15 protein-coding genes are annotated in these 16512 nt (G+C 73.2%); 8 read left to right on the top strand and 7 right to left on the bottom strand.

The genetic code is table 11. From position 1 onward, the window contains the following. Positions 1–299: 299 nt before the first annotated feature. The 4 genes from F6X68_RS19980 (at position 300) to serA (ending at position 5715) form a co-directional block, all read left to right on the top strand. On the top strand, positions 300–2186 hold the full coding sequence (locus tag F6X68_RS19980) for an acetolactate synthase large subunit (protein WP_151455721.1): 1887 nt from the start codon (positions 300–302) through the stop codon (positions 2184–2186). Beyond that, positions 2186–2701, top strand: coding sequence for an acetolactate synthase small subunit (ilvN, locus tag F6X68_RS19975; protein WP_089001623.1), 516 nt, complete (start codon positions 2186–2188; stop codon positions 2699–2701). The genes F6X68_RS19980 and ilvN overlap by 1 nt, the downstream gene beginning before the upstream one ends. Positions 2702–2828: 127 nt before the next feature. Beyond that, positions 2829–3842, top strand: a complete 1014-nt coding sequence (ilvC, locus tag F6X68_RS19970; RefSeq protein ID WP_151455720.1) for a ketol-acid reductoisomerase — start codon at positions 2829–2831, stop codon at positions 3840–3842. A gap of 274 nt (positions 3843–4116) precedes the next feature. Then, a complete protein-coding gene (gene serA, locus F6X68_RS19965) occupies positions 4117–5715 on the top strand; it encodes a phosphoglycerate dehydrogenase (protein WP_151455719.1) in 1599 nt (532 codons plus the stop codon). A 63-nt stretch (positions 5716–5778) separates the two neighbouring features. On the opposite strand, the gene F6X68_RS19960 is transcribed toward serA, so the two are convergent. Together F6X68_RS19960 and F6X68_RS19955 are read right to left on the bottom strand one after the other, a co-directional pair. After that, positions 5779–6135: a hypothetical protein gene (locus tag F6X68_RS19960; RefSeq protein WP_151455718.1), complete on the bottom strand. Its 357-nt coding sequence runs from the start codon at positions 6133–6135 to the stop codon at positions 5779–5781. A 321-nt stretch (positions 6136–6456) separates the two neighbouring features. Further along, positions 6457–7302: an FAD:protein FMN transferase gene (locus F6X68_RS19955; RefSeq protein ID WP_151455717.1), complete on the bottom strand. Its 846-nt coding sequence runs from the start codon at positions 7300–7302 to the stop codon at positions 6457–6459. A gap of 223 nt (positions 7303–7525) precedes the next feature. On the opposite strand from F6X68_RS19955, the gene F6X68_RS19950 reads away from it, so the two are divergent. Both F6X68_RS19950 and F6X68_RS19945 read left to right on the top strand, forming a co-directional pair. After that, positions 7526–8557 (top strand): 3-isopropylmalate dehydrogenase, encoded by a 1032-nt coding sequence (locus F6X68_RS19950; protein WP_151455716.1) that lies wholly within the window; start codon positions 7526–7528, stop codon positions 8555–8557. Between the two features lie 252 nt (positions 8558–8809). Next, positions 8810–9907 (top strand): branched-chain amino acid aminotransferase, encoded by a 1098-nt coding sequence (locus tag F6X68_RS19945; protein WP_151455715.1) that lies wholly within the window; start codon positions 8810–8812, stop codon positions 9905–9907. Between the two features lie 74 nt (positions 9908–9981). Here F6X68_RS19945 and F6X68_RS19940 read toward each other — a convergent pair whose 3' ends face one another. The 4 genes from F6X68_RS19940 to F6X68_RS19925 form a co-directional block, all read right to left on the bottom strand. After that, positions 9982–10746 carry a tyrosine-protein phosphatase gene (locus F6X68_RS19940; RefSeq protein WP_370518965.1) on the bottom strand — a complete coding sequence of 255 codons (765 nt, stop codon included), beginning with the start codon at positions 10744–10746 and terminating at the stop codon, positions 9982–9984. A gap of 29 nt (positions 10747–10775) precedes the next feature. Next, entirely contained in the window at positions 10776–11234 is a 459-nt protein-coding gene (locus F6X68_RS19935; RefSeq protein WP_121396159.1) for a PRC-barrel domain containing protein, read from the bottom strand. Positions 11235–11449: 215 nt separating this feature from the next. After that, positions 11450–11980: a carboxymuconolactone decarboxylase family protein gene (locus F6X68_RS19930; RefSeq protein WP_132232570.1), complete on the bottom strand. Its 531-nt coding sequence runs from the start codon at positions 11978–11980 to the stop codon at positions 11450–11452. 2 nt (positions 11981–11982) lie between these two features. Beyond that, the gene (locus F6X68_RS19925; RefSeq protein WP_151455713.1) at positions 11983–12543 is read right to left on the bottom strand and encodes a peroxiredoxin; all 561 of its coding nucleotides are present in this window, start codon (positions 12541–12543) and stop codon (positions 11983–11985) included. A gap of 338 nt (positions 12544–12881) precedes the next feature. Between F6X68_RS19925 and cimA the strand changes: the two genes are divergently transcribed. Then, positions 12882–14462, top strand: coding sequence for a citramalate synthase (gene cimA / locus F6X68_RS19920; RefSeq protein ID WP_151455712.1), 1581 nt, complete (start codon positions 12882–12884; stop codon positions 14460–14462). Between the two features lie 36 nt (positions 14463–14498). Here cimA and F6X68_RS19915 read toward each other — a convergent pair whose 3' ends face one another. After that, the gene (locus F6X68_RS19915; protein WP_225852316.1) at positions 14499–15488 is read right to left on the bottom strand and encodes an endonuclease/exonuclease/phosphatase family protein; all 990 of its coding nucleotides are present in this window, start codon (positions 15486–15488) and stop codon (positions 14499–14501) included. A gap of 402 nt (positions 15489–15890) precedes the next feature. Here F6X68_RS19915 and F6X68_RS19910 point away from each other — a divergent pair, with 402 nt between their 5' ends. Next, positions 15891–16418 (top strand): hypothetical protein, encoded by a 528-nt coding sequence (locus F6X68_RS19910; RefSeq protein ID WP_151455711.1) that lies wholly within the window; start codon positions 15891–15893, stop codon positions 16416–16418. Positions 16419–16512: the final 94 nt, after the last annotated feature.

The raw sequence follows: 16512 nt of genomic DNA, 5'->3' as shown, positions 1-16512 counted from the left end.
GGGGTCCGCGCAGGTGGAGCAGGGTTCCTAGCGCCCCGGACGGGTGAAACCCGGCGGTCCGTGAACCAACATGTGGGATCAGTTGACTCATCGCGTGAGATGCGTCAGGCTTGCCGCATGTCGTCGTACCGGTCGCTGCGAGTACTTACCTGAGCGCACTCTCCACGTCGAGAGTGCGCTGGCCCCGTGCAACCTGCACGAGGGCTTTTTTGTTGCCGTCGGACCCATCGACGCCGGGCGTCGCCCCGCGTCACCCGCTCGAACAGCCGCACCCACTCCAGCCGAAGGCCTGAACCGCCATGACGAGACCCACGCCAGAGACACTCGCCCACTCCGCCCGGCGGGCCCGCACGGTCGCCGAGCCCGCGAGCGACGCCGAGCACGCCGGCGCCGCCCGCACCGCGGCCACCCCGGCCGTCCCGGGGGTACGCACACCCGCTCCGGCCCAGGTCAGCGGCGCCGGTTCGCTCGTGCGGTCCCTCGAGGCGCTCGGCGTCGACGTCGTCTTCGGCATCCCGGGCGGCGCCATCCTGCCGGCGTACGACCCGCTCTACGACTCCACCGTCCGGCACATCCTGGTCCGCCACGAGCAGGGCGCCGGGCACGCGGCGACGGGCTACGCCCAGGCGACCGGCCGGGTGGGGGTCTGCATGGCCACCTCCGGCCCCGGCGCGACGAACCTGGTCACCCCGATCGCCGACGCGTACATGGACTCGGTGCCGATCGTGGCCATCACCGGTCAGGTCGCGCGGCCCTCGATCGGCACGGACGCCTTCCAGGAGGCGGACATCCAGGGCATCACCCTGCCGGTCACCAAGCACAACTTCCTGGTGCAGGAGGCCGAGGAGATCCCCCGGGTGCTGGCCGAGGCGTTCCACCTGGCCGCCACCGGCCGGCCCGGGCCGGTCCTGGTCGACATCCCCAAGGACGTCCTCCAGGCGCCCACCACCTTCACCTGGCCGCCGACGCTGGACCTGCCCGGCTACCGCCCGACCCTGCACCCGCACGGCAAGCAGATCCGCGAGGCGGCCCGGCTGATGGCCACCGCCCGGCGCCCGGTGCTCTACATCGGTGGCGGCGTGCTGAAGGCCGGCGCCACGGAGGGGCTGCGCCGGCTGGCCGAGCAGACCGGGATCCCGGTGGTCACCACGCTGATGGCCCTCGGCGCGTTCCCCGACTCGCACCCGCAGCACCTGGGCATGCCCGGCATGCACGGCACGGTCTCCGCGGTCTACGGCCTGCAGAAGGCCGACCTGATCGTGGCCCTGGGCGCCCGCTTCGACGACCGGGTCACCGGCAAGCTGGACTCGTTCGCCCCGGACGCGGCGGTGGTGCACGCCGACATCGACCCGGCCGAGATCGGCAAGAACCGGCACGCGGACGTCCCGATCGTCGGCGACGCCCGGCACGTCATCGACGAGCTGATCGCGGCGGTGACCAACGAGCAGGCGGCCGGCCGACGCGCCGACCTCGCCGACTGGTGGACCCAGCTCGACGACCTGCGCAAGCGGTACCCGCTGGGCTACGAGGAGCCGGCCGACGGCACCCTCTCCCCGCAGTACGTGATCAAGCGGCTCGGCGAGCTCGTCGGCCCGGACGCGATCTACGTCGCGGGCGTCGGCCAGCACCAGATGTGGGCCTCGCAGTTCATCTCCTACGAGAAGCCGTACACCTGGTTGAACTCCGGCGGCCTCGGCACGATGGGCTACGCGGTGCCGGCGGCGATGGGCGCCAAGGTCGGCAAGCCCGACACGGTGGTGTGGGCGATCGACGGCGACGGCTGCTTCCAGATGACCAACCAGGAGCTGGCCACCTGCGCGCTGGAGGGCATCCCGGTCAAGATCGCCGTGATCAACAACGGCAACCTCGGCATGGTGCGGCAGTGGCAGACCCTCTTCTACGGGGAGCGCTACTCCAACACCGACCTCGGCACCCACAAGCACCGCATCCCCGACTTCCTGAAGCTCGCGGAGGCCCTCGGCTGCGTGGGCCTGCGCTGCGAGAACGCCGAGGACGTCGACGCGACCATCGCCGCCGCGATGGCCATCGACGACGCACCGGTGGTCATCGACTTCGTCGTCGGCAAGGACGCCATGGTGTGGCCGATGGTCGCCGCCGGCACCAGCAACGACGAGATCATGTTCGCCCGGGGCGTCCGCCCGGCCTTCGACGAGGATGACATCTGATGACCATGCACACCCTGAGCGTCCTGGTGGAGAACAAGCCGGGCGTCCTGGCCCGGGTCTCCGGACTGTTCTCCCGGCGCGGCTTCAACATCGACAGTCTCGCCGTCGGGGAGACCGAGAACCCGGACGTCTCGCGGATCACCATCGTGGTCAACGCCGAGTCGTCCCCGCTGGAGCAGGTCACCAAGCAGCTCAACAAGCTGGTCAACGTGCTCAAGATCGTCGAGCTGGACCCGCAGGTCTCGGTCGCCCGGGAGCTGCTCCTGGTCAAGGTGCGCGCCGACCGCGCCGCCCGGGCCCAGGTGCTGGAGACGGTGGGCCTGTTCCGGGCCCGGGTGGTCGACGTGGCGCCGGACACGCTGACCATCGAGGCCACCGGCACCCCGGACAAGCTCGACGCGCTGCTGCGCGACCTCGAACCGTTCGGGATCAAGGAGATGGTCCAGTCCGGGCTGGTGGCGATCGGGCGCGGCTCGCGCTCCATCACCGCCGGACCCTCGCTCCGGGCCGCCTGACCCCGACCCGGCCGGCGCCCCGCGCCGGCCGGGACCGCCCGACCAGTGCCGGCGCGAAGCGCCGCCTGGGACCGACACCGCACAGATCCACGACGGGCCGCCCGGGCCGCCGTACGAAAGGGAAATCATGAGCGTTGAGGTGTACTACGACGACGATGCCGACCTGGGCCTGATCCAGGGCCGCAAGGTGGCGGTGATCGGGTACGGCAGCCAGGGCCACGCCCACGCGCTGTCGCTGCGCGACTCCGGGGTCGACGTGGTGATCGGTCTGCCGGAGGCCTCCAAGAGCCGGGCCAAGGCCGAGGAGCAGGGCCTGCGGGTGCTCACGCCGGCCGACGCGGCGGCTGAGGCCGACGTCATCATGATCCTCGCGCCGGACACCGCCCAGCGCAGCATCTACGCCGAGTCGATCGCGCCGAACCTGGCCCCGGGCAAGGCGCTCTTCTTCGGCCATGGCTTCAACATCCGCTACGGCCTGATCAAGCCGCCGGCCGACGTCGACGTGGCGATGGTCGCGCCGAAGGGCCCGGGCCACCTGGTCCGCCGCCAGTACGCCGACGGCAAGGGCGTGCCCTGCCTGGTGGCCGTCGAGCAGGACGCCAGCGGCAGCGCCCTCGCGCTGGCCCTGTCGTACGCCAAGGGCATCGGCGGCACCCGGGCCGGCGTCATCCGGACCACCTTCACCGAGGAGACCGAGACCGACCTCTTCGGCGAGCAGGCGGTGCTCTGCGGCGGCGCGGCGGCGCTCGTGCAGACCGGCTTCGAGGTGCTCACCGAGGCGGGCTACGCCCCCGAGGTGGCCTACTTCGAGTGCCTGCACGAGCTGAAGCTGATCGTCGACCTCATGTACGAGGGCGGCATCGCGAAGATGCGCTACAGCATCTCCGACACGGCCGAGTACGGCGACCTCTCCCGCGGCCCGCGCGTCATCGACGCCCGGGTCAAGGAGGAGATGCGCAAGATCCTCAGCGAGGTCCAGTCCGGCGAGTTCGCCCGGGAGTGGGTGGCCGAGGACGAGGCCGGCCGGCCCAACTTCAGCAAGTGGCAGGCCGAGGGCGCGGCGCACCCGATCGAGGAGACCGGCAGCAAGCTGCGCGGCATGATGAGCTGGGTCGACCGCCCGATCACCGAGACCGCCTGACGCACACCCCCGGCGGCCCGGCCCGGGCGCTCTCCCCGGCGCCCGGACCGGGCCGCTTTCTGTGCGCACCGCCACGCCGCGCGTCGTTCACCCGCGCATCGTCACCCGTTGTGAGGGCACTCACCCCGTAGTCCGGGACATGCCGGCCGGCCGGCCCCCTACGATCGCGGGGTAGGTGCGTAGCCGGCACCTGACGGCCATGGCCCGGATCAGCGCAGGGCGCAGCGCGGCGTCCCGCAGCCCGGCCCACCTCTGACGACAACTACGAGGACCAATGACTCCTGTCGTACTGATCGCCGAAGAACTCGCCCCCGCCGCCATCGAGGTGCTCGCCCACGACTTCGACGTCCGTCACGTCGACGGCACCGACCGTCCGGCCCTGCTCTCGGCGCTCTCCGAGGCCGACGCCGTCATCGTGCGCAGTGCCACCCAGATCGACGCCGAGGCGATCGCCGCCGCGCCCCGGCTGAAGGTCGTCGCCCGGGCGGGCGTGGGTCTGGACAACGTCGAGGTGCCGGCCGCCACCGCGCGGGGCGTCATGGTCGTCAACGCTCCCACCTCCAACATCGTCTCCGCCGCCGAGCAGGCCCTCGCGCTGCTGCTCGCCGTGGCCCGCAACACCGCCAGCGCCAGCGCGGCGCTGAAGGCGGGGGAGTGGAAGCGGTCGAAGTACACCGGCGTCGAGATCCAGGGCAAGACCGTCGGCGTGGTCGGCCTCGGCCGCATCGGCGTGCTCTTCGCCCAGCGGATCGCCGCCTTCGGCACCCGGCTGATCGCGTACGACCCCTACATCCAGCCGGCCCGCGCGGCCCAGCTCGGCGTCCGCCTGGTGGGCCTGGAGGAGCTGCTGCGGGAGAGCGACTTCATCTCGATCCACCTGCCGAAGACCCCGGAGACCGTGGGCCTGATCGGCGAGAAGGAGCTGGCCGTCGTCAAGCCCGGCGTCCGGATCGTCAACGCCGCCCGGGGCGGGCTCGTCGACGAGCAGGCCCTGGCCGACGCGATCGCCGAGGGCCGGGTCGCCGGCGCGGGCGTGGACGTCTACGCCAAGGAGCCCTGCACCTCCTCGCCGCTGTTCGCGTTCGACAACGTGGTCGCCACCCCGCACCTGGGCGCCTCCACCGGCGAGGCGCAGGACAAGGCCGGCTTGGCCGTGGCCAAGAGCGTGAAGCTGGCGTTGCAGGGCGAGTTCGTGCCGGACGCCGTGAACGTGCAGGCCGGCGGCGTGGTCGCCGAGGACGTACGCCCGCTGCTGCCGCTGGCCGAGAAGCTCGGCCGGGCCTTCACCGCCGTCGCGGGCGGGGTCGCCGCCAGCGTCACCGTCGAGGTGCGCGGCGAGATCGTCAACCACGACGTGTCGGTGCTGAAGCTCGCCGCCACCAAGGGGCTGTTCAGCTCGGTGGTCGAGGAGCAGGTCACCTACGTCAACGCGCCGCACCTGGCCGCCGAGCGCGGCGTCGAGGTCACGCTGGTCGCCCAGTCCGACGCGGTCGACCACCCCAGCCTGGTCACCGTCCGCGGCGCGCTGCCCGACGGCCGTACGGTCAGCGTCTCCGGCACGGTGACCACCGCCGGCGGCCGCGACGTCCTCAAGCTCACCGAGGTCGACGGCTTCGACGTGGAGATCGGCGCGGAGGGCATCCTGGTCTTCCTGCGCTACGTCGACCGCCCGGGCGTGGTCGGCACGGTCGGGACGCTGCTCGGCGAGGCCGGCGTCAACATCGCGGCGATGCAGGTGGCCCGCCGCGAGGCCGGCGGCGAGACCCTGATGACCCTCACGGTCGACCAGGCGCTCGGCGCGGACCTGCTCACCTCGGCGGCGGAGTCGATCGGCGCGGTCGCGGCCAGCGCGGCGGACCTGCGCGACGAGTGACCTGGGCGCACGACAGCGGGGGCCCGGCGATCCGCCGGGCCCCTCGTCGTGTCCGGGGAATGGTCAGCCGGGCAGCCGGGCCGGCGGCGGGTAGACCGAGCCGTCCTGTGCGTCGAAGAGCATCAGGTCGTACGCACCGGCCAGCCGTTCGATGTCGAGCAGCACCTGGTCCTCGCAGGTCGGGTGCAGGTTCAGCTCGATGTGGTCGCTGGCCGCGTGCAGCGGCGCCACCGCCCACGGGGTGCCGGGGCCGGCCGGCCGGTCCGGATAGCTGCCGGTGATGGCGCGGTAGAACGCCACCAGCCGCGGGTCCGGGTACCGGTCGACGTGCTGTCCCTGCCGGCACCGCAGCACCGCCGCCCGCACGTCCTCGGGTGTCGCCCCGTCCGCCAGGGCCCACACGCTCAGATCGAAACTCACGGCGGACAGCGTGCCATCCGCCGTTCGCCGCGTCGAAATCGGCCCGCCGGCCCGGATCGGCACGCTCCAGTCACGACGGTCCGCTGTGGAGACCCTTGCGTTGAGTTGCGTCGATTCGCTAGCGTATCGGTGCGGTCACTGGCCGAGCTCGCGGCGTGGGCCCGTCTTCGGGTGACGAGGTCGACGTCGGGCCGACCGGCCCGCACCCCTCGATTGCGCGAGCCACGCGCACTCGTCGCTGACCGGCCCTCACGGTCGTTGCCGAGACCGTGGGGGCCGATCGCGCGTCCGGCCCACTCGCCGGGCCGACGCGGGACCGGCTCAGCGGCGGTGGGCGAAGAGCACGCGGTAGTCCGACCCGTCGCGGAACCAGTCCAGGCCGGCCGGCCCGGCGGCGTAGAGCGCGGTGGCGTAGGCGTCGGCGACGGCGAGGTCCGGCCCGACGACCGTCGCGGCGACCAGCTGGTCGGCGGGCTCCCCGGTGTGCGGGTCCACCACGTGCCCCTGCCGGCCGCTCACCCCCGAGGTGCCGACCGCGCCCGCGGTCATCTCCAGCACGAGTGGCGCCCGGTGCTGGTCCGTCGGGTGGTGCACCGCCACCCGCCACGGGCCGCCGTGCGCCGCGTGCCCGCGGACGACCAGGTCGGCGCCGCTGAGCACGGCGTAGTCGTGGATGCCGGCGGCGCGCAGCCGGGCGGCGGCCCGCTCCACCGCCCACCCGCCGAGCAGGCCGCCGGGGTCGAAGCCGCCGGGCACCGCCCAGGCGTCGAACCAGCCGTCGGTGGCCGCCCGCATCGCCGCGCAGCGGTCCACCAGGTCGGCCAGCGGCGGGTACGAGTCGGGGTTGATCTCGCCCCGGCGCAGCCGGGAGACCAGGCTCTCCGGCCGGGTCGGGCCGTAGGTGAGGTCGATGGCCCGCAGTTCCGCCACCGCGTCCCGCAGCGCCTCCCCGACACCGCGACGGCCCAGCCACTCGGGGGCGTTGAGCAGCAGCGAGTATTCCGCCGTGGAGGTCCGCACGGCGTGCTGGACGGCGATGCGGTCCTCGCCGACCGCGCCGGGCCGGTCCACGCGGTGACTGCGGGCGCCCAGCCGCAGGTCCGGCCGGCGCGGCTGGAAGGCCGACTGGTCCACCCATCGGGTCCGTGGCTGCTGGTCGATCCGCATGGCACTGCTCCCTCGCTGACGCCGGCCGCGTCCTCGCGGCCTCCGTCACGGGCCCCCGTTGACCCGCTCGTCATCACGCTAGGCAGCGGAGATGACCCCCCCATGAATGCCACCTGGGAGGATCCTGTGCATCCTCCTTTCCCGCATTATGGAAGGTCCGTACCGGGAGGCGGGACGGCGGCGTACGGTCGGACGAAACGGCGAGGCGAGGGAGCACAGGGACGTGGCACGGATCGCGGTGGTGGCCGGGGACGGGATCGGACCCGAGGTGGTCGCGCAGGCCCTGAAGGTCATCGACGCCGTGCTGCCGGGGGTGGACGCCACCGAGTACGACCTCGGCGCCGCCCGCTGGCACCGCACCGGCGAGGTGCTGCCCGACTCGGTGCTCACCGAGCTGGCCGGGCACGACGCGATCCTGCTCGGCGCGGTCGGCGACCCGACCGTGCCGCCGGGCGTGCTGGAGCGGGGCCTGCTGCTCAAGCTGCGCTTCGCCTTCGACCAGTACGTCAACCTGCGCCCGTCGCGGCTCTGGCCCGGCGTGGCCGGGCCGCTGGCGAGCGTCAAGCCCGGCGAGGTCGACCTGGTGGTCGTCCGCGAGGGCACCGAGGGCCTCTACGCCGGCGCCGGCGGCGCGCTGCACCGGGACACCCCGGCGGAGGTAGCCACCGAGGAGAGCCTGAACACCCGGCACGGCGTGGAGCGGGTGATCCGCGACGCCTTCGCCCGCGCCGCGCGCCGGGAGCGGCGCAAGGTCACCCTCGTGCACAAGACCAACGTGCTCACCCACGCCGGATCGTTGTGGGCGCGCGCGTTCGAGGCCGTGGCGGCCGAGCACCCCGACGTGACCACGGAGTACCAGCACGTCGACGCCGCCGCGATGTTCCTGGTCACCCAGCCGCAGCGCTACGACGTGGTGGTCACCGACAACCTGTTCGGCGACATCCTCACCGACATCGCCGCCGCGGTCACCGGCGGGATCGGGCTGGCCGCCAGCGGCTGCATCAACCCCGAGGGGGCATACCCCTCGATGTTCGAGCCGGTACACGGCTCGGCGCCGGACATCGCCGGGCGCGGCGTGGCCGACCCGGTGGCGGCCGTACTCTCGGCGGCCCTGCTGCTCGACCAGCTCGGGCACGCCGACGCCGCCGCCCGGGTCACCGCGGCGGTGGGCGTGGAACTGGCCGGCCGGGCCTCGGGCGCGGCACTGCGCACCGAGGAGGTCGGCGACCGGCTGGCCGGGTACGCCACCTCCTGAGGCCGCCGGCCACCCACCCCGAGGTTCCGACGACGCCGCCCGGCCGCACCCCGGTCCGGCGGCGCTGCCCGGTCGCACCCCGGTCCGGCGGCGCTGCCCGGTCGCACCCCGGTCCGACGGCGCGCACCCGTCCGACGCTGCCGGTACGCCGGGCGGCGCTACCCGCTGAACGACCGTTCGGGGTAAGTTTCTCGCACCAGATTTCTCGGCATGCGGACCCGTGTGCCGTAGTCCCGCAGGGAGGTCAGCGCGATGAGCGGTGGTGACAAGCTCGACTTCGAGATCCGTCCGAATCCCGCGCCGGTATCCGTCGCAGACCGGGCCGCCCTGCTGGCCAACCCGGGGTTCGGGCGGGTCTTCACCGACCACATGGTCACCATCCGGTACGCCGACGGCAAGGGCTGGTACGACGCCCGGGTCGAGGCGCGGGCGCCGATCCCGATGGACCCGGCCGCCGCGGTGCTGCACTACGCGCAGGAGATCTTCGAAGGGCTGAAGGCCTACCGGACGGCCGACGGCGGGGTCACCATGTTCCGCCCGGAGGCCAACGCGGCCCGGTTCGCCGCCTCCGCCCGGCGCATGGCGATGCCGCCGCTGCCCGAGGAGACGTTCGTCGACTCGCTGCGTCAGCTCGTGGACGCCGACCAGGGCTGGATCCCCGAGGGCGAGGACGGCAGCCTCTACCTGCGGCCGTTCATGTTCGCCAGCGAGGTGTTCCTCGGCGTCCGGCCCGCCAACGAATACCTCTACGTGGTGATCGCCTCGCCGGTCGGCGCGTACTTCTCCGGCGGGGTGAAGCCGGTGACGGTCTGGGTCTCCCCGGACTACACCCGGGCCGCCCCGGGCGGCACCGGCGCCGCGAAGTGCGGCGGCAACTACGCCGCCTCGCTGGTGGCGCAGGCCGAGGCGATCGAGCACGGCTGCGACCAGGTGGTCTTCCTGGACGCGGTGGAGCGGCGCCACGTCGACGAGCTGGGCGGCATGAACGTGTTCTTCGTCTACGACGACGGCACCGTGGTCACCCCGCCGCTGACCGGCACGATCCTGCCCGGCATCACCCGGGAGTCGGTGCTCACCCTCGCCGCCGACGCCGGGCACCGGATCGAGGAGCGGCCGGTGAGCTTCGCCGACTGGCAGGCGGACGCCGCGAGCGGCCGGCTCCGCGAGGTGTTCGCCTGCGGCACCGCCGCGGTCGTCACCCCGATCGGGCGGGTGCGCTTCCCCGACGGCGAGTTCCTGGTGGGTGGCGGCGAGCCCGGGCGGGTCACGACGGCCCTGCGCCAGCAGCTCGTCGACCTTCAGCGGGGCAGGGCCGACGACCCGCACGGCTGGGTCCGCCGCATCCTCTGATCCGCCCCTGACGGCACCGTCCCCCGCCCCCGCGCCGCCCGGTGCGGGGGCGGCGCCGTCACGGGAGGGTGGGGTCAGGTCAGCAGGTGCTCGCGCAGCGCGGTGAGTTGGGCGTCGGTGACGCCGGCGTGGCGCAGGTAGCCCTCCACCGAGCCGTGGGCCTCCCGCAGCTCGGCGAGGAAGAGCGTCATGGCCTCGGCGGGGCAGGTCAGCACCGGCAGGGTGTGCCCCGCCCGCTGGCCGGTGGCCTCGAACCAGGCGCGGTACCGCTCGCCGGCCTCGGTGCTCAGGGCGTAGTCGGCGGCGATGTCGTCGTCGGCGACGCCGAGCACCGCGAGGGTGAGCCCGCAGACGATGCCCGTGCGGTCCTTGCCGGCGACGCAGTGCACGACCACGGGGGCGCTGGCGTCGTCGGCGACCAGCCCGATCGCCTCGGCGAGCCCGGCGGTGCCCGTCCCGGCGAGGTCGGCGTACCGGTCGGCCAGGTAGCGGGCCAGGTCGGTGCCGGGACGGTAGGGCCGCTCGCCCCACTCCGCGTGCTCCGGGTGGATGTTGCGCCAGGTCAGGCCGTCGAAGTGGGGGACGCGGCCGTCACGCTCCACCTCGTACGGGCGGCGCAGGTCGATGACCGTGCGGACGCCCAGGGCGGCGAACGCCTCCCGGTCTGTGTCGTCGATGCGGTGCAGGGAGTCGGAACGGTAGAGCCGCCCCGGGCGTACCGTGCGACCGTCGTGGCCGACGTGGCCGCCCACGTCGCGGAAGTTGAACGTCGCGGAGAAGGGGATCCTGCGACCGACCTCGATGGAGTCCACGCTGACACGGTAACGGCCTCCCACGATCCGCGGGAGGCCGTCGCGCGCCGTGCCGGTCAGCGGGCGGTGCCGGGCGGGATGGCCGAGTACGTCTCGCCGTAGTAGCCGCCGAGGCGGTCCCGGTAGGTGGGGTCGGTGTCGGCGGTCTCGTCGTACTCCGGGGCGGCCTTGATCTGGTCCTTGCTCCGGTCGACGTACACCTTGCGCTCGTCGTGGTCGACGTGGTTGACGGTGCCGGCGGGGACCATGACCTTCCGGCCGAAGATCCACGGCCCGGTGTCCACCACGAGGTAGCTGTCGTTGACCTCGTGACTGGCGCTGTCGATCTTGCCGATGCCGCCGTCGGTGGCCTCGACCTTGTAGCCGACCAGGTCGGCGTCGGCGACCCTCGCGGTGTCGCGGTAGCGCCACGGGTCGAACGTGCCGGCCGGGGCGCCGCCGGCGAACTCGCCCTGGCCGCCGCCGCGCAGCGGGTCCGGGCTGCCGTGGGTGCTGTGCGGGTCGAGCCTGTCCATCTGACAACTCCTGCCCCGACTGTCGCCAGTCGTCTCGCCGGTCCGGGTGTCTCTCGTCTGCTCCCGAGGAGCTACCCGGGCCGTCCCCACCGGAAACGGCGGGGCGGGCGCCGGGGACGACGCGGGGCGGACGCCGGAGCAAGACGCGGGGCCGGTGCCGGGGACGACGCAGGGCCGGCGCCGCATCGCGGCGCCGGCCCTGCGTGTCGTACCTGTCAGGCGAGCGCGGCCTGGGCGTCCAGGGTCACCGCGGCGGCGTGCACGACGGCGGCGATGCGCAGTCCCTCGTGCACCTGCTCGCGGCTGAAGCCCGCGTTGCGCAGGGTCTTCTCGTGCGACTCCAGGCACACCCCACAGCCGGTGATCGCCGAGACCGCCAGGCACCAGAGCTCGAAGTCGGCCTTGTCCACGCCCGGCTTGGCGATGATCTGCATCCGCAGCCGCGCCGGGATCGACTGGTACTGCTCGTCGCCGATCAGGTGCTTGGCCCGGTAGTAGACGTTGTTCATCGCCATGATCGCGGCGGCGCCCTTGGCGGCCTCGACCGCCTCCGGCCCGAGGTGGGTGGCCGCCTCGGCCGCGATCTCGCGCAGCACCACCGGGTTGCGCGCCGCGACGGCACAGGCCAGGGCGGTGCCCCACGCCTGCTCCGGCTTCAGCGTGCTGGTGGCGATGGTGGAGCCGAGGTTGAGCTTGATGTCCTTGGCGTACTCGGGCAGAGCCGCCTTGACCGCGTCCAGACCCATGGTCAGGCCCCGGCGCCAGCGAGGAGCTTGGTGGCGTCCAGGGTGTCGCCGCCCTTGTTCCAGTTGCACGGGCAGAGCTCGTCGGTCTGAAGGGCGTCGAGCACCCGCAGCACCTCGGAGACGTTGCGGCCGACCGAGCCGGCGGTCACCATGACGAACTGGATCTCGTTGTCCGGGTCGACGATGAAGGTCGCCCGCTGGGCCACGCCGTCCTCGCCGAGCACGCCGCAGGCGGCGGTCAGCTCACGCTTGACGTCGCTCAGCATCGGGAACGGCAGCTCGCGCAGGTCCGGGTGGTCCTTGCGCCACGCGTAGTGGACGAACTCGTTGTCCACCGACACGCCGAGGACCTGAGCGTCCCGGTCGGCGAACTCCTCGTTCAGCCGGCCGAACTCCGCGATCTCGGTCGGGCAGACGAAGGTGAAGTCCTTCGGCCAGAAGAAGACGACGCGCCACTTCCCCTGGTGCGACTTGTGGTCGATCGACTCGAACGCCTTGTCGGCGTCCAGCGACACGCAGGCGGTGAGTTCGTACTCGGGGAAGCGGTCACCGACAGTGAGCACAGGTCCTCCTTGACAGCGGCACGAGGCCGGTAACTGGATCGGTTCCAGATACTTCCGCAGCTCCGTTTCCGCCGGTCGGCGGCCGGGTGACTTGTGAAGTCGATCACCGACGGCGGGTCGTGCCGGCGAGCCGGTCACCCGTGCGGTACCGGGACCCTCCGTCACCGTCCCGCCATGTGGATTACGCCTCCCAAAACCGGGCCCCGGATGGCAGAGTGGCGATCGTGACCAGCACCGACCTGATTATTCGCACCTAGCGCGCCGGCCTCCCCTCCGCCGAGCGCGCAGACCTCCCGCATCCGCGGGGGGTCTTTTTGTTGCTCCGAAAGGACTCCCTGATGACGTTCCAGGTGTACGACACCACGCTGCGCGACGGCGCCCAGCGCGAGGGGCTCAGTTACTCGGTGGTCGACAAGCTCGCGGTGGCCCGCCTGCTCGACGAGTTCGGGGTCGGCTTCATCGAGGGAGGCTGGCCGGGCGCCGTGCCGAAGGACACCGAGTTCTTCCGCCGGGCACGCGCCGAACTCGACCTGAAGCACGCGCTGCTGGTCGCGTTCGGGGCCACCCGCCGGGCCGGGGTGGCCGTCGGCGAGGATCCGCAGGTCCGCGGCCTGCTCGACGCGCAGACGCCGGCGATCGCCCTGGTCGCCAAGGCGGACCTGCGGCACGTCGAGCGGGCGCTGCGCACCACCGCGGCCGAGAACCTGGCGATGGTCCGCGACACGGTGGCGCACCTGGTGGCCGAGGGGCGCCGGGTCTTCGTCGACGGGGAGCACTTCTTCGACGGCTACCGGTCCGACCCGGCGTACACGGCCGCCGTCGTGGAGACCGCCCTCGCCGCAGGCGCCGAGCGGGTGGTGCTCTGCGACACCAACGGCGGGATGCTGCCCTCCCAGGTGACCGCCGCCATCGCCGACCTGACCGCGCGGCTCGGGGTCGGCCCGGAACTGCTCGGCATCCACTGCCAGAACGACACGGCCTGCGCGGTGGCCAACACCGTCGCCGCCGTGGAGGCGGGGGTACGCCACTTCCAGGGCACCGCCAACGGCTACGGCGAGCGCCCCGGCAACGCCGACATCTTCGCCGTGGTCGCCAACCTCCAGCTCAAGCTCGGGCTGCCCGTCCTACCGGAGGGCTGCCTGGGGCAGATGGTGCGGGTCTCCCACGCCATCGCCGAGATCGCCAACATCGCCCCCGACACCCACCAGGCGTACGTCGGGGCCGCGGCCTTCGCCCACAAGGCGGGGCTGCACGCGAGCGCGATCAAGGTGGATCCGCTGCTCTACAACCACGTGGACCCACAGGTGGTGGGCAACGACATGCGGATCCTCATCACCGAGATGGCCGGCCGGGCCAGCGTCGAGCTCAAGAGCCGTGAACTCGGCCTGGACCTGGCCGGCCATCCGGAGGCGCTGTCGCGGGTCACCCGGCGGGTCAAGGAGCTGGAGGCCGACGGCTGGTCGTTCGAGGCCGCCGACGCGTCGTTCGAGCTGCTGGTCCGCTCGGAGCTGGACACCGCCCCCGCCAGGCCGTTCGCGCTGGAGTCGTACCGGGTGCTGGTCGAGCACCGGGAGGACGGCGCGGTGGTCTCGGAGGCGACCGTCAAGATCCGCGTACGCGGGGAGCGGGTGATCGCCACGGCCGAGGGCAACGGCCCGGTCAACGCCCTGGACGAGGCGCTGCGGGTCGGGCTGGCCCGGCACTACCCGGAGCTGCGCGACTTCGAGCTGGCCGACTACAAGGTGCGGATCCTGGAGGGGACCCACGGCACCGGCGCGGTGACCCGGGTGCTGCTGGAGACGGTCGACGGCAGCAACCGCGACTGGACCACGGTCGGCGTGCACCCCAACGTGGTCGAGGCGTCCTGGCACGCCCTCGTCGACGCGCTCACCTACGGCCTCGACCGCGCCCGGGTCTGAGCCGCCCCGGCCCCCGCGCGCCGGCAGCCGGGGGCCTCACCCGGCCGGGAGGCGCAGCTCGGCCAGGACGGCGCGGTGGTCGCTGCCCCGCACGCGGTGCACGGTGACCGCGCGCACCGCGATCCGCCGGTCGACCAGCACGTGGTCGATGGTCACCGGCGGGATCGGGTCCCCGTCGTACGGGCCCCAGGTGCCGACCAGGCCCGCGCCGGCCTGATCGGCGGCGTCGACGTAGCCGGTGTCCAGCAGGGCGCGCAGCGGGGCGTGGTCGAGGGTGGCGTTGAAGTCGCCGGCGAGGATCCGCAGCGGCCCGTCCGGGGTGGCGGGCGGCTGCGCCGCCAGGTCGGCGCGCCAGTGGCCGACCTGGTCCACCGCGTACGGGGCCGACGGGTGCGCCGACTCGACCCGGACCGCCGGCGCCCCGGGGACCGCCACCGTGCCGTAGGCCTGGTCGAAGCCCCAGCCGCCGCGGTTGTGCCGGACGCCGCCGTCGCTGATCGGGAACCGCGCGTAGAGGCCGGAGCCGACGGTGCCGGTCTGCGGGTGGAGCTGTCGGTGGGGGAGCAGCCCGGGCAGGCCGAGCCGGTCCAGCTCCGCCTCGGCGTCCGGGGTGAACTCCTGCACGGCGAGCACGTCGACCCGGTGCCGCCGGACCAGGTCGACCAGCGCCCGCGCGTCGCCGGCCCCGGCGAGCAGGTTGGCGGTCAGCAGCCGCACCGTCGGCCCGCCGGCCGGGGGCTGGCCGGACGGCAGTGCCCGGGGCGCCACCACGGCCACCAGGGTCGCCGTGACCAGCGCCGCGACCACCGCGGGCCACCGGCGCCGCAGGGCGAGCGCGAGCACCAGCGGCAGGAGGCTCCCGGCGGCGGCGTACGGGGTGAAGGCGAGCAGTTGCACCAGCGGCCCCCGGTCGAGACCGCCCAGTCGTACCGCCGCCCAGGCGACCCCGGGCGCGACGGCGGCCCAGCAGAGCGCGGTGCGCAGCGGCGCCGTCCGGCGGCCCGTCGCCGGCCGCGCGGTCTCGATGATCACGGCCGGAGGATAGCGCCCGAGCGCCCGGCCGGCGGTCCCGAACGCGCCCACGCGGCGGCCCCGAAGCATCTCGCGTGACACTTTCGTGAATGGTCCAGCGTTCGCTTCTCACAATTATGCGATCACGATTCGAGTAATTGACGAGGCGTGATCGACTATTGACCCACGGCATTTCGTGGTGCTACCTTCCAGTGGGTTGAGACGTCGAAACTCTGAGTAGTAATACCTGTTCAGAGCCGGTGAAAATCGTTGAAGCGACAACATCTAGGTGCGGCCTGACGGTGTGGGCTCCAGGCGGTTGTCGCTATTTTCCCGGCCCGAAAAAATGGAAGTCAACCGTCCCGCTTTCAAGTGGGGTCGGTCGAATCCGCACGGTCAACAAAAGGGAGACCTGTCATGACCACACTCTTCCGACGCAAGGCGGTGGCGGTGGCGTTCGCCGCGCTGGCGCTCACCCTGGCCGGAGGCGGGATCGCCGTCGCCCAGCCGGCGGCGCAGGCGCCCGCCGAGGTCGCCCAGCCGGCCGCCCGTCAGCCCGGTTCCGGCAGCCAGCCGGCGGTGACCCCCGCCGAGGCGCGCAAGGCCAGGGCCGCGCTGGCGCAGGGCCCCTCCGCGCTGGCGAGCGCGCCGGGCACTGTCGCCTCCGCCGTCGTCGCCAGCAACGGCACCCTGCTCCGCGGGTCGCCCGAGGTGGTCTCCGCCACCCGGTACGGCCCCGGCGAGTACCACGTGGTGTTCAACTACAACGTCTCGCTGAAGACGTTCGTGGCCACCATCGGCACCACCGACCCGTACAACGTGCCCCCGGGCGGCGAGATCTCCGTCGCGCCGCGGCTCCAGACGCCGAACGCGGTCTTCGTCCAGACCCGCAGCTCGTCGGGGAACGGGGCCGACCGGCCGTTCCACCTGGTCATCGCCAACTGAGCGCCCGCTGACGGCGCCGGCCCCCTCACCTGGGTGCGGGGGCCGGCGCCGCCGCGCCGCCGCCCGCCGACGCGGGGCTCAGGGGGTGCGGGCG

This window comes from Micromonospora sp. AMSO12t, assembly GCF_008806585.1.
GTDB classification, from domain to species: domain Bacteria; phylum Actinomycetota; class Actinomycetes; order Mycobacteriales; family Micromonosporaceae; genus Micromonospora; species Micromonospora reichwaldensis.
This window is presented reverse-complemented; position numbering and strand designations above follow the sequence as displayed.